Annotated in this window: 19 protein-coding genes and 1 tRNA gene; 9 read left to right on the forward strand and 11 right to left on the reverse strand. The window is 67.0% G+C overall.

Features of this window, described 5'->3' with window-relative positions; genetic code table 11:
* The first annotated feature begins 45 nt into the window (after positions 1 to 45).
* Both B0293_RS26905 and B0293_RS26910 read left to right on the forward strand, forming a co-directional pair.
* Complete coding sequence (locus tag B0293_RS26905) at positions 46 to 1674, forward strand: LCP family protein (protein ID WP_143254647.1); 1629 nt, start codon at positions 46 to 48, stop codon at positions 1672 to 1674.
* Between the two features lie 185 nt (positions 1675 to 1859).
* A complete protein-coding gene (locus B0293_RS26910; protein WP_005165713.1) occupies positions 1860 to 2330 on the forward strand; it encodes a helix-turn-helix transcriptional regulator in 471 nt (156 codons plus the stop codon).
* A gap of 66 nt (positions 2331 to 2396) precedes the next feature.
* Here the strand turns inward: B0293_RS26910 and B0293_RS26915 are convergent, their stop codons facing one another.
* Positions 2397 to 3857 carry a flavin-containing monooxygenase gene (locus tag B0293_RS26915; protein ID WP_005165709.1) on the reverse strand — a complete coding sequence of 487 codons (1461 nt, stop codon included), beginning with the start codon at positions 3855 to 3857 and terminating at the stop codon, positions 2397 to 2399.
* 103 nt (positions 3858 to 3960) lie between these two features.
* Here B0293_RS26915 and B0293_RS26920 point away from each other — a divergent pair, with 103 nt between their 5' ends.
* Together B0293_RS26920 and B0293_RS26925 are read left to right on the forward strand one after the other, a co-directional pair.
* Positions 3961 to 4536 (forward strand): TetR/AcrR family transcriptional regulator, encoded by a 576-nt coding sequence (locus B0293_RS26920; RefSeq protein ID WP_039919462.1) that lies wholly within the window; start codon positions 3961 to 3963, stop codon positions 4534 to 4536.
* A 233-nt stretch (positions 4537 to 4769) separates the two neighbouring features.
* Positions 4770 to 5180 (forward strand): hypothetical protein, encoded by a 411-nt coding sequence (locus B0293_RS26925; protein ID WP_209437348.1) that lies wholly within the window; start codon positions 4770 to 4772, stop codon positions 5178 to 5180.
* Positions 5181 to 5182: 2 nt separating this feature from the next.
* Here the strand turns inward: B0293_RS26925 and B0293_RS26930 are convergent, their stop codons facing one another.
* Positions 5183 to 5404 (reverse strand): DUF3618 domain-containing protein, encoded by a 222-nt coding sequence (locus B0293_RS26930; RefSeq protein WP_005165704.1) that lies wholly within the window; start codon positions 5402 to 5404, stop codon positions 5183 to 5185.
* A 125-nt stretch (positions 5405 to 5529) separates the two neighbouring features.
* Here B0293_RS26930 and B0293_RS26935 point away from each other — a divergent pair.
* A tRNA-Leu gene (locus B0293_RS26935) sits at positions 5530 to 5603 on the forward strand.
* 52 nt (positions 5604 to 5655) lie between these two features.
* Here the strand turns inward: B0293_RS26935 and B0293_RS26940 are convergent.
* On the reverse strand, positions 5656 to 6012 hold the full coding sequence (locus tag B0293_RS26940; RefSeq protein ID WP_005165703.1) for a hypothetical protein: 357 nt from the start codon (positions 6010 to 6012) through the stop codon (positions 5656 to 5658).
* Between the two features lie 43 nt (positions 6013 to 6055).
* A complete protein-coding gene (locus tag B0293_RS26945; RefSeq protein WP_005165702.1) occupies positions 6056 to 6679 on the reverse strand; it encodes a nucleotidyltransferase domain-containing protein in 624 nt (207 codons plus the stop codon).
* A 257-nt stretch (positions 6680 to 6936) separates the two neighbouring features.
* Here B0293_RS26945 and B0293_RS26950 point away from each other — a divergent pair, with 257 nt between their 5' ends.
* The 3 genes from B0293_RS26950 to B0293_RS26960 are packed head-to-tail and all read left to right on the forward strand — an operon-like array spanning position 6937 to position 8335.
* Positions 6937 to 7575: a caspase family protein gene (locus B0293_RS26950; RefSeq protein WP_039919461.1), complete on the forward strand. Its 639-nt coding sequence runs from the start codon at positions 6937 to 6939 to the stop codon at positions 7573 to 7575.
* Positions 7576 to 7588: 13 nt separating this feature from the next.
* Entirely contained in the window at positions 7589 to 7900 is a 312-nt protein-coding gene (locus B0293_RS26955) for a hypothetical protein (protein WP_039919452.1), read from the forward strand.
* A gap of 39 nt (positions 7901 to 7939) precedes the next feature.
* A complete protein-coding gene (locus tag B0293_RS26960; protein WP_005165699.1) occupies positions 7940 to 8335 on the forward strand; it encodes an effector-associated constant component EACC1 in 396 nt (131 codons plus the stop codon).
* Positions 8336 to 8488: 153 nt separating this feature from the next.
* Here B0293_RS26960 and B0293_RS26965 read toward each other — a convergent pair whose 3' ends face one another.
* The 5 genes from B0293_RS26965 to dnaE form a co-directional block, all read right to left on the reverse strand.
* Complete coding sequence (locus tag B0293_RS26965) at positions 8489 to 9088, reverse strand: dihydrofolate reductase family protein (protein ID WP_005165698.1); 600 nt, start codon at positions 9086 to 9088, stop codon at positions 8489 to 8491.
* Positions 9089 to 9093: 5 nt separating this feature from the next.
* On the reverse strand, positions 9094 to 9894 hold the full coding sequence (locus B0293_RS26970) for a metalloregulator ArsR/SmtB family transcription factor (RefSeq protein ID WP_005165695.1): 801 nt from the start codon (positions 9892 to 9894) through the stop codon (positions 9094 to 9096).
* Positions 9895 to 10025: 131 nt separating this feature from the next.
* Entirely contained in the window at positions 10026 to 11153 is a 1128-nt protein-coding gene (locus tag B0293_RS26975) for an aminotransferase class V-fold PLP-dependent enzyme (protein ID WP_005165693.1), read from the reverse strand.
* 69 nt (positions 11154 to 11222) lie between these two features.
* On the reverse strand, positions 11223 to 11810 hold the full coding sequence (locus B0293_RS26980; RefSeq protein WP_005165691.1) for an SDR family oxidoreductase: 588 nt from the start codon (positions 11808 to 11810) through the stop codon (positions 11223 to 11225).
* Between the two features lie 55 nt (positions 11811 to 11865).
* Positions 11866 to 15378 carry a DNA polymerase III subunit alpha gene (gene dnaE / locus B0293_RS26985; RefSeq protein ID WP_005165689.1) on the reverse strand — a complete coding sequence of 1171 codons (3513 nt, stop codon included), beginning with the start codon at positions 15376 to 15378 and terminating at the stop codon, positions 11866 to 11868.
* A 120-nt stretch (positions 15379 to 15498) separates the two neighbouring features.
* Between dnaE and B0293_RS26990 the strand changes: the two genes are divergently transcribed.
* Positions 15499 to 16425, forward strand: a complete 927-nt coding sequence (locus B0293_RS26990; RefSeq protein ID WP_005165686.1) for a LysR family transcriptional regulator — start codon at positions 15499 to 15501, stop codon at positions 16423 to 16425.
* Positions 16426 to 16432: 7 nt separating this feature from the next.
* Here the strand turns inward: B0293_RS26990 and B0293_RS26995 are convergent, their stop codons facing one another.
* Complete coding sequence (locus tag B0293_RS26995; protein WP_005165684.1) at positions 16433 to 16786, reverse strand: hypothetical protein; 354 nt, start codon at positions 16784 to 16786, stop codon at positions 16433 to 16435.
* Between the two features lie 110 nt (positions 16787 to 16896).
* On the reverse strand, positions 16897 to 17856 hold the full coding sequence (locus tag B0293_RS27000; protein WP_077241394.1) for a glycoside hydrolase family 25 protein: 960 nt from the start codon (positions 17854 to 17856) through the stop codon (positions 16897 to 16899).
* Between the last annotated feature and the right edge of the window lie 77 nt (positions 17857 to 17933).

The raw sequence follows: 17933 nt of genomic DNA on the forward strand, positions 1-17933 counted from the left end.
CTTGAGAAGACCGTCGACCGGTAACGACCAGAAGGAGCAGACCGCGTGGAGTACCCGCCTCGGAATGGGTATGGGGATCGACGTCCCGCCCGGCCTAGGCAGGACGCGCCCGGACGCGTTCCTTCCCGCCCGGCCCCGCCTCGTGGCGCCCGCCCGGCGCCCGCCCGCCAGGCCGCGGAACCGCCGCCCCGGCGGCCGGAACCCCGGCGTGCCCCGCGACGGTCGTTCCGCGGGCCCAAGATCGCGCTGGTCCTCGTCTCGTTGCTGGTGATGGGCCTGACCGGGTACGCGTGGGCCGCGATGGACGGCTTGACCTTCGCGAACGTCGGCATCGGCGCCGACGAGGGCGAGAAGCCCGCCGACGGCGCCCGCGACATCCTGCTCGTCGGCCTCGACAGCCGCACGGACGCGCAGGGCAACCCGCTGTCCAAGGAGGTCCTCGCCCAGCTGCGCGCCGGGCAGGCCGACGGCGAGCTGAACACCGACTCGCTGATCTTCGTGCACATCCCGAACGACGGCTCGAAGGCCGTCGCGATCTCGCTGCCGCGCGACTCCTATGTCGACATTCCCGGCGGTTTCGGCAAGCACAAGATCAACTCGGCGTACGCCAGGGCGATGCTCGACGAGCGCAAGAAGCAGCAGGAGAACGGCGTCTCCGACCCGAAGGAGCTCGACCAGAAGGCCAACGAGGCCGGGGCGAAGACGCTGATCAAGACGGTCGAGCAGCTGACCGGCTCGACCATCGACAACTACGCCGCCATCAACCTGCTGGGCTTCAGCGAGATCACCCAGGCCATCGGCGGCGTCGACGTCTGCCTCAACGACGACGTCAACGACCAGTTCTCCGGCGCGAAGTTCACCAAGGGCCCGCACACCATCTCCGGGGTGGAGGCGCTCGGCTTCGTCCGGCAGCGCCACGGGCTGCCGCGCGGCGACCTCGACCGCGTCGTCCGGCAGCAGGTGTTCATGGCCGGGATGGCGCGGAAGGTGCTCTCGGCGGGCACGCTCGCGAACCCGGGCAAGCTCAACGACCTGATCGCCGCGATCAAGAAGTCGGTCGTGCTCAACCAGAACTGGGACATCTTCGGCTTCGCGCAGCAGATGAAGGGCCTCACCGGCGGGCAGCTCGAGTTCCGGACGATCCCGGTCGTCAACATCGAGTACAAGACCCCGAACGACGGCGTCGCCATCCAGGTCGACCCCAAAGAGGTCAAGAACTTCGTCCAGGGGCTCGCCGGCCCGCAGCCCGGAGAGCAGCCGCCGCCGTCCGCCGAATCGCCCAACAAGGCGATCACGGTCGACGTCCGCAACTCCACGCCTCGCGACGGGCTCGCCTCGACGGTGCTGAAGCAGCTCGTCGACAAGGGCTTCACCGCGGGGGACACGGCCACCGCGACCGCGCGCAAGAAGACGGTGGTCTGGGTCGCCAAGGGCGAGAAGGCGGCGGGCCAGGCGGTCGCCGCCGAGCTCGGTGGCGACCCGACGGTCCAAGAGGACAAGAGCGTCGAAGCCGGGCACGTGATGGTCTTCCTCGGCTCGGACTTCAAGACACCGAGCGGCGCGGAGGGCTCCGGCTCCTCGCAGAACGCCGCCGGTTCGCAGGCCGCCGTCCCCACGACCGAGCAGTCCGGCGAGAAGCCGATCACCGCCGAAGGCGTGCCCTGCGTCAACTGACGCGCCCTCGGAGCTGGATTTCTTCACCCGTTCGGCCCAGCAGGCCAAAATCGGTATGAAAAGCACCCCCGAAACCGCGTAAGAGCGGGCGACCTGCCGACTTTCATACACGTGAGTGCGCTCGTACCGCTTTTTGTCACAGGGAACGAGCCGGTGGAGAAGGTTGGCAAGGCAGGGGATGGGGAGTGCTGATCGACGCTGAGAGCTATCAGCGGATACTCGGAGACGAGCTCCGCAAGCTCCGCCGTAAACGTGGCTGGACACGCAAGGAACTGAACCAGCATCTGCAGAGCGAGATCTCGCTCCAGACGCTGGCGACCTACGAGCTGGGCACCCGCCACTGTTCGGTGGTGCGGCTGGTCGAACTGTGCGTCGCGATGGACGAGCTGCCACAGGATCTGCTGGCCAAGGTGCACCGCCGGGTGTTCGTGGACGAACCCGGCCGGGTCCGGGTCGACCTGCGCCTGGTGATCAAGGACGACCAGGAAGAGCTGCTCCCCCTGCGCCGGTGGGCCGACGACCGGCTCAAACGGTCGGGCGACAACGGCTCCGCCGAGGTCCATCTCGACTTCTCGGCGCTGGAGCGGATGGCCGAACTCTGTGGCATCCCCACCGTCGATCTCATCGGAAGGCTTCGCCGGCTCAACCCCTCATGAGCGCGGCGTTCCCCGGTCCGTGAAGGCCATGCCCCCCATCTTGGCTTTCACGGACCCTCCCCTCTTTCAGCCGAGGAGTTCGTAGTCCTCGCGCTTCACCTGGCGGGTGTCCAGCCAGTACCGCCAGGTGAAGCCCGGCCAGATCGTGCGGTTGACGCCCTTCGCGTCCAGGTACCAGCTCTTGCAGCCGCCCTGGGTCCAGATGCCCTTGGCGAGTTTGCGCTGGATCTCGCCGTTGAACCGCTCCTGCGCCTCCGGCCGCGGGTCGAGCGCCTTGCCCCGCGCGAGCCGCAGCGCCTGCGCGACGTAGGAGATCTGCGCCTCGATCATGAACACCACGGAGTTGTGCCCCAGCCCGGTGTTCGGGCCGAGCAGGAAGAACAGGTTCGGGAAGCCGGACACGGTGATGCCCTGGTAGGTCCGCATGCCCTCGGCCGCCCACTCCTTGCCGAGGTTGCGCCCGTCGCGGCCGATGATCTCCAGATCGTCGAAGGCGTCCGTGACGTGGAAACCGGTGCCGTAGATGATCGCGTCGACCTCGTGCTCGACGCCGGCGCCATCGACGACGCTGTGCTCGCGGACCTCTTTCACGCCGTCGGTGACGACATCGACGTTGTCCCGCGCGAGTGCCGGGTAGTAGTCGTTGGAGACCAGGACCCGCTTGCAGCCCATGGTGTAGTCCGGCGTCAGCTTCCGGCGCAGCTCGGGATCCTTGACGCTCTTGAAGATGTTGCGCCGCGCGATGCGCTGGCCGATCTTCATGACCCACGGCTGCCCGTTGAAGCCGATCGCGCGGGCTTCGAGGCCCCAGTAGAGGACGTTGCGGACGGCCCGCTGAAGCAGCGGCACCGAGGCGAACGCCTTCTGCAGCGCTGCCGGCATCTCGCGGTCCGGTTTCGGCATGATCCACGGCGGGGTCCGCTGGAAGAGCGTCAGCTCGGCGACGTCCTTCGCGATCCGCGGCACGAACTGGATCGCGCTCGCGCCGGTGCCGACGACGGCGACCCGCTTGCCCGCCAGGTCGTAGTCGTGTTCCCACTGCGCGGAGTGGAACGCGCGGCCCTTGAAGCGCTCGATGCCGGGCAGCTTCGGGATCTGCGGCAGGTGCAGCGCGCCGACCCCGGCGACCAGCGCGGGCGCGACGAACTCCTCGCCCGATTTCGACGCGACGTGCCAGCGGTTCTCGTCGGCGTCCCAGCGGGCGCCGGTCATCTCCTGACCGAAGCGGATGAAGCGGTGGAGGTCGTACTTCGCGGCGACGTCGCGCATGTAGCGCCAGATCTCCGGTTGCGGCGAATACGCCCGGGACCAGCCGGGGTTCTGCTCGAACGAGAACGAGTACATGTGCGAGGGGATGTCGCAGGCGCAGCCGGGGTAGGTGTTGTCCCGCCACGTGCCGCCCACGTCGTCGGCCTTCTCCAGGATGACGAAGTCCTCGCGGCCCTCTTTCCGCAGCTGGATGGCCATGCCGAGCCCGGAGAAGCCGGTTCCGACGATGACGACACCGGCCTCGGTGCGGTTGCCCATGACCCGACCTCTCGTTCGCGTTACCTGTTACCGGGAGTTCACCTTACTCGAAGTAGGTTACCTTCGGTAGAGTGTTGTGGTGACGACGGCGAAGCGCAAACGCATGCCCCGGGCAGAGCGCGAACGGCAGATGATCGAAATCGCCGAAGAAGTCTTCGCCGAACGCGGCTACAGCGCGGCGTCGATGGACGACATCGCGGAACGCGTCGGGGTCTCCAAGCCGATGCTCTACGAGTACTTCAACTCGAAAGAGGGACTGCTGCTGGCCTGCATCCAGCAGTCGCGGACGGCGCTGCGCGAGGTCACCGAACGGGCGACGGTCGGCGCGACGTCCGCCGAAGACGCGCTGCGGCGTGGCCTGTTCGCCTTCTTCGTCTTCATCCGGGAACGCCGGCAGGCCTGGTCGCTGCTCCGCCACGAGATGGCCTTGATCGGAACGGGCGCCGCCGACGAGATCGAGCAGACCCGGCGCCAGCAGACCGATCTGATCGCCGCCCTGATGAGCGGCTACTTCGACTCGGGCGACGACCTGCGAGCCGAGGCGTCCGCGGAGTTCGTCGTCGGCGCGTGCGAACGGCTCGCGATCTGGTGCGAGCGACACGAGGACGTCAGCCCCGAATTGGCGACCGAATACGCGATGGACGTCCTCTGGTCAGGCCTGTCCGCGAGGGCGCGCTGAAACGACTGTGAAGATGCGCGTGCATTAGGCCATTCGGTCGTCACTCAGAGCACATTGCCGCCAGTGTCTTGTGACACAGAGTTGTCCTACTGTATCGATGACACTGTAGAAACTCTGATGGACCTTCACGGCCTCGGTCAGGAGGGGGCGCCACCACCCGAAAGTGGCGTCATGACGAGGGCGTGGCGGAGTCCACAGAGTGACGCATGCTCGCGAGGAGAGGGGTGAGGCGGATGACCGAACCGATCACCGCGTCGTACGTCCAGGAGGACGACGACTGGAAGGTCACGGTCAGCGGCTCCGGCAAGGAACTGACCGGTCGCGCGCCGGGCATCATCGCCGCGCGGGACCGAGCCGACCAGCTGGTCGAGAAACTGTCCCCGCCGGAACGGTCGACCGTGGTGCACCTGCTCAACGGCAGTGCGCTCGACTTCACCGCCGCCTACATGACGGCGAGGCTGACGCTCCCGGAGATCGAACCGCTCGAGGTTCCTCCCCCGGCGAACGGCAAGGCCAAGGAGAAGACCGCCGTCAAGCCCCCGGTGCCCCAGGGCAAGGAACTCCCGAAGGCCGTCGACGAGGCGAAGGCCGAGGAGAAGCCCGAGCCTGCCAAGACACCCGCCAAGGCGGCCCAGACCTCCTGAAGCTACTTCAGGAGCTTGCGGATCAGCAGCACGCCGATCAGCACGGCCCCGCCGATGAGCGGGTACTTCACCTTGGGCTCGTCCAGCTTCGCGCGCAGACCGGTCTTCGCGGAATCCACGAGCTTCGCGGGGTTCGCCTTCGTGCCCAGCTGGTCGAGCGTGGCGACCAGCGCGTTCCTGGCCTGCTCGATCTCACGCTCGATGGTCTCGGGATCGCGAGCCACGTGTCCTCCTCGCCGCGACGGACTTGCTGGGAGCCCACGTTAGAGGACGCCGCCCCCGCCGGTGGCATCGGCCACGCCGAGAAGCGCCGAACGTGTCGCACGCTACGATTTCGGGGCAGCACTGGGGGCCCGTAGCCCAATTGGCAGAGGCACACGGTTTAGGTCCGTGCCAGTGAGAGTTCGAGTCTCTCCGGGCCCACCCAGCACGTCGACCGGCCGAGTGGCGCGCCCCCAGACTGAAGGCGAGTCACTCAACGGACAGTGGCCACCCGACGAGCCGTCTCGACCAGGGTCTGAGCCGCCCGGCCCGCGCGCTTGAACTCATCCGCTGTAGCCGGGGTGTGGCTGTAGCCCGCCTTGGTCTTCAGCTTGAGCAGCGTTCTCAGATGCTTCGCGCATTCCCTGTCAGCCTGGGTCAGCAAACTGATCGCTTCATCATGGTTCTCACCCTGCGCATGCTCGCCCAACCTGGCGCAACAGATGACGTCGGACGCCGCGATTCCGGCGTGGACACACAAGGTCACGTATGCGTCGGTCACGTCCTCGTGCCCGTCGGCGAGTTCGCGGATCATGTCCGCCGCCTCGATGAACTGGTTCGCCTTGTGCATACGCCCCCGCTGGACGCACCCGTCGCACTGTCTGGTTCGCACGTCAACCTTTTCTTTTTCGCAAGAGACCGGTCAGCCATGCCCTGCTCCCGGCCACGGTGAGCCCGTCACGTGCCACATCGCGCAGGACGGCCTCGTCGTGCGCCCGGTCGGCGAGTTCGGCTTCCGTGAACTCCAAGGGGCGAGTGTCGTTGCCGACCCAGCGAGTCACCTCGACAGCCAACTCGTGGACCTGCGTTTCCCACCGGTCGTCGTCGGCGTCGTCCGGCCGGATCAGCAGGAGGTCCACATCGCTGTCCTCCGTCATCCCGCCGCGTGCCGCCGAGCCGAACACCGCGGCGTAGACCGGCGGGATCTCCCAAGACTCCAGGCGGTCCTCAATGCGTTCCAAGAGCGTCCTTTCCATCCGGGCGAGCCCGATGATGTGCTCCGCCGCGAGGTGGTCACGGTTGAGCCGGTACGCGAAGGCGTTCCCGACCCGGTCGGACAACACGACACCCTGCTTCGTCAGGCGCCGCAGCACCTTGCGAATCCCCTCCTCCGAATGCCTCGCGAGAAGACGATGCAACTGCCCGGTCGTGAAGATGCCGTCATGGTTCGCGAGCACGGCGAGGACATCGCCGTCGAGCGTGGGGGTGACCGTCATCAACGGCCGGCTCAAGTCCATGGTCCAACTCCCCTGGAGACGCCTTCGCAAACTGCCAACTACAGTACCGGATGCCCAACTATAGTACGTGTATCAGTCTTATAGTTGACCAGCGGCGTCGCCGTCGGGATTCAATTACGGATCCGTCCGTCTCCAGGTCGTCTCGCCACGGATCCCACCGAGCTCCTCCGTACCTGACGGAGGCAGGTTTCCTGGTGGAATACTGACCCCGGTCAGTCGTCGCGGCCTCCAGGCCCAGAACTACGGATGTCAGCAGGGTGCGATTACCGGCTCCCGATCGCTCGTACGCCGTCCTTGTCGGCGCGAGCCGATACCACGACGCTGATCTGCCGAATCTTCCTGCGGTGTCGAACAACGTCACGACACTGGCGTCAGCTCTCACCAATCCCGACTACGGCGGCTTCGCCGCAGATCACTGCGCGATCGTGAGCAATCCCGCCAACGTGCGTGCCATGTACCGGCGGCTGCGGCAATCCGCGAACCTGGCCACCGACACGCTGCTGGTCTACTTCGCCGGACACGGATTACTTGGACCCGTCAAACAGGATCTCTACCTCGCACTGCCAGACACTGACATCGGCGAACTCGAAGTCAGCGCCCTGCCTTTCGACATCGTTCGGCAGATCTTCCTGAACAGCAAGGCGAAAAATAGAATTCTGATCCTGGACTGTTGCTTCAGCGGCCGCGCGGTGCACGACGTCATGGCAACCAAGACCGACGCCGTGCTCGGGCAAGCCGAGATCGCTGGCACCTACACCTTGGCTTCGGTGCCCGGGAATGCACTTTCTCTGGCACCGGCGGGTGAACAGTTCACCGTGTTCACGGGCGTCTTGCTGGACCTGCTGAACGAGGGCATCCCTGCCGGCCCCGAACTTCTTTCACTTGGCACGGTGTAAATCCACCTTCGCCATGCAATGCATCATCACCGTCTCCGTGGCGGCCGCGGCAGCGATGATCACCGCGATCACCGTCGCCATGATCGTCAGCTCGCCCGGCCCCACCACAGACGCCCGGGCGACGTCGCCGCTCTTCCCTACGCCGACTGCCTCCTCGTCGCAAGACTACGAGGAGGGCTTCAAGGCTATCTCCGTTTTTCTGTATAACAACTCAACGAAGGCCGGACTCGGCGAACAGGCGAGCGTGGACTTTACAGCCGACGGCTGGGATGTCCTCGTGGCAAAAGACCGCGTGGGGAAAGTCGCTACTTCAGCCGCATACTAGGAGTCATCGCGATCATCACGGATGACTACAGGGGAACCTATGACAGCGACTTCTGAACTTCACTTCGCCATCGACGGCGACAACGCCGACCGGTACTTCCAGTCGCTGAACTCCTGGCTGGCGAACGAAAATGACTTCCGCGGCCAGGTCAACGCCCGACAGCAGCCGATCCGGCCTGGCGAGATGGGCGGTGTCATCGACGTCCTCGTGGTCGCACTCGGCTCCGGTGGCGCCGGCGCGGTTCTCGCCCGCTCGGTGACCACCTGGCTCACGCAGACGCGAGCCGACATCACGCTCACGATCAAGAGTCGCGAAGGAACGCAGATAAAGATCGATGTGAACCGAGCGAAGGACGCGGAGGGCGTGATCCGCGAGATCGGTGAGCTGATCGAGAAGAGCGACAACCAGCGCCTCGTGAGTGGCGAGGACGGCTAAAAGCGGACAGTAGCTACTTACCCACGCCTGGCCAGCTCAAAGCAGCTGGTTCGGCCATCCAAAACTCTCCATCAGCGGACGACGGGGGAAGCCCACGTTCCAGGAGGTAAGGAAATAGGGTCGTTAAAGCCGCCCTCACCACCCACGAGAAGGTCACCGCGAACGGTCATAGACCAGCGCCATCTCTCCCAGCTCCCCGACCTCCTGATAAGCCAACTTCCACTTCGACGCGGGCAGACCGTCGACGAACAGCCGCTGCCCGCCGCCGGTGATCTCGGGGCAGATCATCAGGTACAGCCGGTCGACCAGGTCGTCCGCCAGCAGGGCCTTGATGACGCTGGCGCTGCTGTTGACCAGGATGTCGCCTTCCCCGTTCGCCTTCAGATCGGCGATGACGTCGGCGGCCGGGGCGTTCACGACGCGGGCGCGGTCCCAGGGCGCCTCGGTCAGGGTCGTGGAGAAGACGACCTTTTCGGCGTCCGTGAGCCACTTCGCGTAGGCGCGGTCGCGCGGGTCGGCGTTCTCGTCGGCGGCGATGGCCGGCCAGAAGCCCAGGAACCCCTCCGCGTTGAGCCTGCCGAGCACCGCGGTGGTCGCGGTTTCGTGGATGCGGGCGAGGTGCGCGCGGGCGACGTCGGTGGTGGCGTACGAGACGATCGCGCCCATGTCGCCGGGACCGCCGGGGCCGCTGTAGTGGCCGTCGAGGCTGAGGCTGATGTTCGCGGTGACGCGGCGGCCGGTCGAGTTCGTCATGTCGTTCAGTCCTTTTCCTGAGTGAGCCGGGCGGCGAGGTTGTCGAGCACCTGGCCCCAGCCGGTTTCGATCCCGGCGATGAAAGGCACGGCTTCGACGGTGGTTTCGGTGATGCGCAGATCGAGCCGAAGCCGGGTCCCACCCGGCGCGTCGGCGAACTTCAGGTCGTAGTGACCGGTGAAGAAGACGTCCCCCTTGGCGTCCAGCACCGAGAGGTCGAACTCGAGGTGTTCGAGTTCGGTCGCGGCGCGGACCTCGCCCGCAGAGCGATATCGCCCCTCCGCGTCGCGGTAGTCGAGCACCGCCCGACCACCGGCCCACGGCTCGATGACGCAGTCGGTGATCGTCATCGACGGCGGCGCCCACCAGGACGCGAGCAGCGCGGGCTCGGTCCAGTGCCGCCAGGCGTCGTTCCGCGGCGCGGCGAGCAGACGGTCGAACGAGAACGCCCGCCCGTCCGCCCACCGGTCGCGGTCCGCGGCCGCCGTGCTCTCGCTGATCGCGGCCTGATAGCGCGTGAGGACATCTCGCTCACCCTCGTTCGCCTCGATGGTCGCGATCAGCGCCCGCAGCTGCCCTTCGAAGTCCTTCAGCCGGGCGGCCTCCACCGCGTAGACACGACGCTGCCCGAGCGGGAAGACCGTCACGAGACCGACGCGGGCGAGGGTCTGGAGGTGCTTGGTGGTCTGCGGCTGCCGTAGGCCGGTCAGCTCGGCGAGCTCACCGACGGACCGGGGCCGTTCGGCGAGAAGCTCGACGATGCGCCACCTCGCTCCGTCTCCCAGTGCTGCTGCGATCTGCTCCATGCCCAGAAGTATTCACTCGGCAGAATATTCTTGTCAAGGAATATCTTGCCCTTGGAACTCCAGCAGGCCCGGTGGCGGCGACCCGTAGCGCCATCGGAGTCGCGAGCCCGGCCGGTGCGGTCGAGCGAAAATCAGCCGCGCTCTTCTCCGACCGCGACGATCAGGCGATCGATCTCGTCCTCGGTGTTGTAGCCGTGCGGCGAGATCCGGAGCCCGCCGGCTCTCGCCGAGCACGCGATCCCCCGCGCCTTGAGCCGTTCGGCCAGCAACGGGATCGGTATCCCGTCGACGTGCACGGACACGATTCCCGAGCGATACCCGGCATCGCCGTCCGACAGCACTGTCGCACCGATCCCGGCAAACCCTTCGCGCGCTCGTTCACAGAGACCGTCCACATGCGACCAGATCTCTTCGATCCCCGCGGCCAGCACCAGGTCGATCGAAGTGCCGAGTGCGGCGATCCCCGCGATGTTCGGCATGCCGCCTTCCAGTCGCCGGGCCGTCACGTCCGGTACGTAGGCCGGGTTGTCCCAGTCCTCCCGGTGGACGACCGAGTTCCAGCCCGGTTCCAGCGGCCGCAGAAGGTCCAAACAGGACTCCCGGACATAGAACACGCCACATCCCTGCGGCCCCAGCAGCCACTTGTGCCCGTCGGCCATCGCGAAGTCGACGCCCCATTCCTCCAGCCGTGCCGGGATCACCCCGAGCCCTTGGATGACGTCGACACAGAACAGCGCTCCGGCGTCGCGGCACACCCGGCTCAGCGCGGCGAGATCCACCCGGCGGCCGTGACCGAACTGGACCCAGCTGGTCACCACGATCTTGGGCGGTGGGCCCGCGGCGATCTTCTCGGCGAAGGCTTCGGTGGTGAGAGGTCCGCTCACCCGGTCCACCACGACACCGCGATCGGCGAGCGCGAGCCACGGATACAGCGTGGACGGGAACTCGCCATCGGGGATGACGACGCGGTCACCGGGCGCCCACTCCAGACCGTTCGCCACGAAGCCGAGGCCGGTGCTGGTGTTCTTCACGAAGGCGACGTCGCGGGACGAAACTCCCATCAACGTCGCCGCCGACACCCGCGCCCGTTCGATCGCCGCACTGTGCGCGGCGTAGGTGAACTCGCCATCCAGCGACACTTCGACGGCCTGCCGGCGCAGGGCCTCCACCGAGGACGACGGCAGCGGGCAGATCCCGGCGTGGTTGAGGTAGGCCCAGCGGTTCACGGCGGGAAACTGCTCACGCGGCAACGGAGTCATCGGACCCTCCTTAAGTGGACACTCTGCCCACTTCGAGGAAGTTAGCCGACAACCGGTCACCGTGTCCACTTACGGTGTCAGCGTCCGCCCCGTGAGGCCCGTGGTCTCCACCGCCTCGACGTAGCTCCGCGCGACGACCGCCGCCGGGGTGCCGCCGTCCGGTTCACCGAGCGCGGCGAGCGTTTCGCTCACCCAGCCGGGACTGACGGCGTTGACGCGGAGGCCGCGCGGCAGTTCGCGGGCCGCGGCGGCGACGAACGCTTCGAGGCCGACGTTGGTCAGGACGCCGAACGCGCTGCCGCGCAATGTCTCCGGGATCCGCCCCGCGGTCAGCGTGACCGAACCGCCGTCCGGAAGACGCGGGATCGCGTGCCGCAACAGGAACACCTGGCCGAGCAGTTTCCCTTGCAGTCCTTGGACGAACTCTTCGTCGGTGCCGCCGTCGACCGGGACCAGCGAGCCACTTCCCGCGCAGCACACGACGTGGTCGATCCCCGGTTCGGCGTCGAAGACCGCGTCCAGGGTGCCAGGCTGCTCGACGTCCACCTTGGTCTCGCCGGAACGGGACGCGGGGAGCACGATGTGCCCGCGTGCGCTGAGTGCTTCGGCGACCGCGGCGCCGATCGTCCCGGTGGCGCCGACAACGAGAATCTTCATACCCGCACCGTAATCCCCTCGCGGCGCGGTAGTCGCAGAACGGCGAAAGCCGGGATCACCCATGGCCTGGAGTGATGCCGGGAATGGACTTCAGCTCGCCAAGGAGCATCGAACTGACGGCGACGGGATAGTCGTCGAGCGCGTACAGCGAACCGGCGAGTTTCACCCGGACCGAGGTCTCTCCCTTGTGCGCCAGCAAAGTCCGTTTCAGTTCGAGGACCACGTCCTCGGTCAGCCGCTCGGCGACGGCGTGCAGTGTCAGCGGCGGTTCCCCGTCCCCCGCCGTGGAAAGATCCAGCGGCACCAGGCCACCGCCGAACACGGACATCCTGTCCTCCCGCCAGTTCACCCGGCCGCTGACGCGGACGGCGTTGTCCTCGGCCAGATCCCCCGCGAACAACGCGTACGCCTTGGGAAAGAACAGCACTTCGAGCGCGGCGTCCAGATCCTCGATCGTGCAGATGACCCACGGCTCGCCCTTTTTGTTGACGCGCCGCTCCAAGGACGTGATGAGCCCGGCGACGACCAGTTCCCCTTCCTTCGGCGGATTGTCGAGGATCGCGGCGATCGGGCGGGGCGCGTGCCCGCGCAGCACGCGTTCCGCCCCGTCGAGCGGATGCGCGGAGACGTACAGTCCGAGCATTTCCCGTTCGTGGGTGAGCAATTCCTTGCGTGGCCACTCCTCGACGCCGAACCTGAGGTGAGCGAGCGGCGAAGTGTCGTCCTGGCTCTCCTCGTCCGCGCCGAAGAGATCGAACTGACCCATCGCCTGCTTGCGCTTCAACGGCACCACGGCGTCCACCGCGTCCTCGTGCACCCGCAGGATCGAAAGCCGCGTATGCCCGAGCGAGTCGAACGCGCCCGCCTTGGCCAAGGATTCGACGACGCGTTTGTTGCAGGCCGGCAGTTCCGACTTGTCGAGGAAGTCGGTGAAAGAAGCGTACTTTCCCTTCTCCCGCCGCGTCGCGATGATCGACTCGACGACGTTCACGCCGACGTTGCGCACCGCGCCGAGACCGAAGCGGATCGCGTCCCCCACCGCCGAGAACCGGAGCCCCGACTCGTTGACGTCCGGCGGCAGCACCTTGATCCCCAGCCTGCGGCATTCCGAGAGGTAGACCGCCGACTTGTCCTTGTTGTCCCCCACCGAAGTCAGCAGGCCCGCCATGTACTCCGCCGGGTAGTTCGCCTTCAGGTACGCGGTCCAGTAACCGACCAGCCCGTAACCCGCGGCGTGGGACTTGTTGAACGCGTACCCGGCGAACGGCAGGATCGCGTCCCAGAGGGCTTGCACGGCCTCGCGAGAGAACCCGTTGCCGACCATGCCGTCCCGGAAGCCCTCGAACTCCTTCTCCAGCACCTCTTTCTTCTTCTTGCCCATCGCCTTGCGCAGCACGTCGGCGCGGCCCATGGAATACCCGGCGACGTCGCGCGCGATCCGCATGATCTGTTCCTGATAGACGATCAGGCCGTGGGTCTCGGCCAGGATCTCGCGCAGCGGCCCGGCCAGTTCCGGATGGATCGACTCGACCGGCTGCCTGCGGTTCTTGCGGTCCGCGTAGTTGTTGTGCGTGTTCATCGCGATCGGACCCGGCCGGTACAGCGCGTTCACCGCGATGATGTCGCCGAACCCGGTCGGTCCCATGCGGCGCAGCAGATCCCGCATGGCGCCCCCGTCGAGCTGGAAGACGCCGAGGCTGTCGCCGCGGGCGAGCAGTTCGTAGGTCGCCGGATCGTCGACGCCGAGCGTGTCGAGATCGATGTCCTCGCCGCGGTTGTCCTTGATGTTGTCCAGCGCGTCGCCGATGACGGTGAGGTTGCGCAGGCCGAGGAAGTCCATCTTCAGCAGGCCGATGGCCTCGCACGACGGGTAGTCCCAGCCGGTGATGACCGCGCCGTCGTCCCGCCGCCACAACGGGATCGCGTCGAGCAGCGGCTCGCTCGACATGATGACGGCGCACGCGTGCACCCCCGCGTTGCGGATCAGCCCTTCGAGCCCCCGGGCGGTTTCGAAGATCTTGGCCGCCTCGCCGTCGCCTTCGAGCAGCGCGCGGACCTCCGCGGCTTCGGCGTACCGCTCGTGGTCCCGCTCGACGATCCCGGCGAGCGGGATGTCCTTCGCCGCGACCGGCGGCGGGAGCGCCTTGGAGATCCGGTCCGCGATCGCGTATCCGGTCTGTCCATAGTGGACACGGGCGGAGTCCTTGATGGCCGCCTTGGTCTTGATCGTGCCGAAGGTGATGACCTGCGCGACGTGCTCGGCACCGTACTTGTCGGTGGCGTACCGGATCATCTCGCCGCGGCGCCGGTCGTCGAAGTCCATGTCGATGTCCGGCATGGAGACCCGTTCGGGGTTGAGGAACCGTTCGAAGAGCAGGCCGAGATCGATCGGGTCCAGGTTGGTGATGCCGAGCGCGTACGCGACGAGCGAGCCCGCCGCCGAACCCCGGCCGGGTCCGACCCGGATGCCGACGCGGCGGGCGTGGTTCATCAGGTCGGCGGTGATCAGGAAGTACGCCGGGAAGCCCTTGTCGGCGATCACGCCGATCTCGAAGCCGGCACGGGCGACGTAGGCGTCGGGAACGCCGTCCGGCAGCCTTCGCCGAAGCCCTGCCGCGACTTCCTCCCGCAGCCAGGACTCCTCGTCGTGCCCTTCCGGGACCTCGAAGACCGGCATGCGGTCGACGTGCCGGTAGACGTCGTCGTAAGGCTCGACCCGTTCGGCGATGAGCAGCGTGGAATCCGCCGCGCCCGGAACCTCGGCGTCCCAATACCGGCGCATCTCCTCCGCGGACTTGAGGTAGTAGCCGTCGCCGTCGAACTTGAACCGGCCCGGATCGTCGAGGGTCTTGCCGGACTGGACGCACAGCAGCGCCGAATGCGCGGCCGCCTGATCCTGGGTGACGTAATGCGAATCGTTGGTGGCCAAGGGTTTCAGGCCGAGACGGCGGCCGATGTCCAGCAGCCCGTCCCGCACGGAACGCTCGATCGGGAGACCGTGGTCCATCAACTCCAGATAGAAGTCGTCCGCACCGAAGATGTCGCGGTAGTCCGAGGCCGCCTGGATCGCCTCGTCCGGCTGGCCGAGCCGGAGCCGGGTCTGCACCTCGCCGGACGGGCAACCGGTGGTGGCGATGATGCCTTCGTGGTGCCGGGCGAGGAGTTCCCGGTCCATCCGGGGCTTGCGGTAGTAGCCCTCCAGGCTGGCCAGAGAGGACAGCTTGAACAGATTCCGCAGGCCGGTCGCGTTCTCCGCGAGCATGGTCATATGCGTGTACGCACCGCCACCGGAGACGTCGCCGCCGTCGCCGCGCCGTCCCCAGAACACCGGTTTCCGGTGGAAACGCGACTCGGGCGCGAGATAGGCCTCGATGCCGATCACCGGTTTGAGCCCGGCCCGGACGGACTGCCGGTAGAACTCGTCGGCGCCGTACATGTTCCCGTGGTCGGTCATCCCCACCGCGGGCATGCCGAGCCGCTCGGCCTCGGCGAACAGCGGCGCGATCTTGGCCGCGCCGTCGAGCATCGAGTACTCGGTATGAACGTGCAGGTGCACGAAGGAGTCCACCGGCCACTCCCCACGGTTGTACGATTCCGGTCCGACGCGGCGATTGGACCCGAGGCGTACAGGCGTTGTCCAACAAACGACACGCGAGCGGCGACAACCGGAAGTTGTAAGGAGTGCTCAATGGAGCTGGACCTGGGCGCGGTGCGCGCGTTCGTCGTGGTCGCGGAAGACCGGTACTTCAGCGAGGCGGCGATCCGGCTGGAAGTGAGCCAGCAGGCGATCTCCAAACGGGTCGCCAAGCTCGAAGCCGATCTAGGCGTACGGCTGCTGTCGCGGACGCGCGGCGGGGCCGAGCCGACCGAGGACGGCAAGGAGTTCCTCGTCCACGCTCGCGCGCTCATCAGTCTCGCGGACCAGGCCGTCGAACGTCTTCAGGGCAGGCGGCGACCGCTGCGCGTCGACGTCCTCGGCACCCGGCTGGCGACCATGGAGGTCATCCGGGCCTTCCACGCCGACCACGACGACGAACTGGAACTCGTCACGCCCGGCCTGGGCGCGGTGCGCCGGTCGATGCTGCCCGATTCGGTCGATGCCGCCTTCGCGCGCGTCAACACCGTGACGGACCCGGGAATCGGCCGCATCCCCGCCTACCTGGAGCCGGCGAACCTGCTGGTCGGACGGCGGCACCCGCTCGCCCGGCGGCGCCGGGTCGCGATGGCGGAACTCGACGGCCTGACGGCCTGGATGCCGTACAACGCGCGGGCCAGCGAGTGGGCGGAGTTCTGGCAGGAACTGTGCCCGGCGTTCGGCGTCCTCGTCGACACCGACGGTCCGAACTTCGGGCTCGAACACCACATCGAAGTGATCGGCCAGTCGAAGGACCGCATGGGTTTCGTCGGCGCGAAGATGCACGTGCCCTGGCATCCGGACGTCGTCCAGATCCCGCTCGTCGACCCGACGCCGGTGTATCCGTTCTCGCTGCTGTGGCGGCACGAGAACCGGCACCCCACGCTGCCGCTGCTGATCGAACACGTGCGGTCGGCATACCGGCCCTTTGATCCGGAACGGCACTGGCTCCCGGTGGCGGACCGGGAGGCCATGGCGTGAGGGACGGTCACCATCGGTCGTCGATGCGCTGGAGGTATCTCCGGAATTCGGGGGTGAGCCGTGCCGGGAGGGCGAGCAGGACGCCTTCGAGCATCTCCCTCGCGTCCCGGGGATCGCCGCAGCACTCCCAGATCCCGCACCCTTCACTGTCCACCCGGAGCCGTCGGTACGGGTCGGCGATGAATTCCCGGTAGAGGCGAAGCGCGGTCCAGATCGCACCGGCACCGAGGTAGCCGCGAGCGCGTTCCAGGCGGGAGAGTTCCGCGGCGAGCGCGGGCGTGAATTCCTGCTGGTCGCGGTGATCGGGCGGGTGCCGAAGTCGCAGCCCCTGCCGAACCCGCGCGGGCGCCCTACGCGGCATCGTCCTTTCGGAAGTCAATCATCCCGCCATCGTGCCACAAACCCGAAATCCGTGAAGGCCTCCTTCCCTACCCTCAAAGTAGGGAAGGAGGCCTTCACGGCCCTCCAGGTTCAGCCGATGATGTCGATCTCGAACTCCATGTCCGAGCTGTACTCGAAGTCCGCCCACACCGCGCCCGGCAGCGGGTACCGCCGGTGCGACACGGTTTTCGGGTTGAATCCGGGTGTCTGCAAGGGATTCCCGCCGACGCCGACCTTGTCGCTGCCCCAGGCGTAGATGTTGCCCTGCCACACGGGCGTGTCGGTGACGCCGTCCCCGTCGGTACGCGGGCGGACGACGATCGCGGCCGACTCGCTGCCGGACAGCAGCAACCGCACGGACGTGGTCGCGGTACTCGCCGGAATGGTCCTGCGTTCCATGAGTTCTGAAATCCCCTTCCGTTTCGGGGCGGCACCGCCGCCGGTCAAGTGGGCGTTCGTGTAGGACTCGTTGAGGTCGACACTGCTCGCGCGGATGCCGCCGACCTGGCCGGAGTCCGAGAACTGGTGGATGTCGTAGCGACCCGCGGCCGGATCGGGTTTCGCGCCGTAGCGCGCGATCCAGATGACCAGATCCGGCACGCCGAACTGGTCCGGGCGCAGCATCTTGGCGTGCGCGTTGCTCATGTAGACACCGGGCCGGAACCCGTGTCCCGCGACGCGGTTGCAGAATCTGATCGCGAAGTTGCGCTTCTGTCCGTCGGGGATGTTCGGCATCTCCGAACCGCGCGGGTTGTCCTCGAGGTCGAGCATCGGGACACATCCGGTGGCCCCGGTCCGCCGGACCTGCTCGATCAAGATGTCGGCCTGCGCCTCCGGCGAAGGCCTCAACTGGGCGAAGTGGTAACCGCCCACCGGGATCCCCACCGATCTCGCACCGGCCACCAGCGCGTCGCCGGTGTTGCGGCCGCCGTTCGGCAAACCACCACCGTCGGTGAGCTTGACGAAGACGAAGGTCACCCCGTGATCCTTGACGGCCTGCCAATTGGTAACGGTTTGAAAGCGACTGTAGATATCTATTCCCAGCGCCATCCTTACAGCCTGACGGGTGAACCAGTTGGCCAAAAGGGCCTAGTGGGCGATTACAAGTACGTCCGATTCGCCCTTTT

This window comes from Amycolatopsis azurea DSM 43854 (assembly GCF_001995215.1).
Classification (GTDB): domain Bacteria; phylum Actinomycetota; class Actinomycetes; order Mycobacteriales; family Pseudonocardiaceae; genus Amycolatopsis; species Amycolatopsis azurea.

Excerpts from the sequence above, each read along its gene's own strand:
- B0293_RS26915 (WP_005165709.1), bottom strand. The coding sequence starts at position 3,857 with ATGGGCAACCGCACCGAGGCCGGTGTCGTCATCGTCGGAACCGGCTTC.
- B0293_RS26920 (WP_039919462.1), top strand. The coding sequence starts at position 3,961 with ATGCCCCGGGCAGAGCGCGAACGGCAGATGATCGAAATCGCCGAAGAA.
- B0293_RS26925 (WP_209437348.1), top strand. The coding sequence starts at position 4,770 with ATGACCGAACCGATCACCGCGTCGTACGTCCAGGAGGACGACGACTGG.
- B0293_RS26940 (WP_005165703.1), bottom strand. The coding sequence starts at position 6,012 with ATGCACAAGGCGAACCAGTTCATCGAGGCGGCGGACATGATCCGCGAA.
- B0293_RS26945 (WP_005165702.1), bottom strand. The coding sequence starts at position 6,679 with ATGGACTTGAGCCGGCCGTTGATGACGGTCACCCCCACGCTCGACGGC.
- B0293_RS26955 (WP_039919452.1), top strand. The coding sequence starts at position 7,589 with ATGCAATGCATCATCACCGTCTCCGTGGCGGCCGCGGCAGCGATGATC.
- B0293_RS26960 (WP_005165699.1), top strand. The coding sequence starts at position 7,940 with ATGACAGCGACTTCTGAACTTCACTTCGCCATCGACGGCGACAACGCC.
- B0293_RS26965 (WP_005165698.1), bottom strand. The coding sequence starts at position 9,088 with ATGACGAACTCGACCGGCCGCCGCGTCACCGCGAACATCAGCCTCAGC.
- B0293_RS26970 (WP_005165695.1), bottom strand. The coding sequence starts at position 9,894 with ATGGAGCAGATCGCAGCAGCACTGGGAGACGGAGCGAGGTGGCGCATC.
- B0293_RS26975 (WP_005165693.1), bottom strand. The coding sequence starts at position 11,153 with ATGACTCCGTTGCCGCGTGAGCAGTTTCCCGCCGTGAACCGCTGGGCC.
- B0293_RS26980 (WP_005165691.1), bottom strand. The coding sequence starts at position 11,810 with ATGAAGATTCTCGTTGTCGGCGCCACCGGGACGATCGGCGCCGCGGTC.
- B0293_RS26990 (WP_005165686.1), top strand. The coding sequence starts at position 15,499 with ATGGAGCTGGACCTGGGCGCGGTGCGCGCGTTCGTCGTGGTCGCGGAA.
- B0293_RS26995 (WP_005165684.1), bottom strand. The coding sequence starts at position 16,786 with ATGCCGCGTAGGGCGCCCGCGCGGGTTCGGCAGGGGCTGCGACTTCGG.
- B0293_RS27000 (WP_077241394.1), bottom strand. The coding sequence starts at position 17,856 with ATGGCGCTGGGAATAGATATCTACAGTCGCTTTCAAACCGTTACCAAT.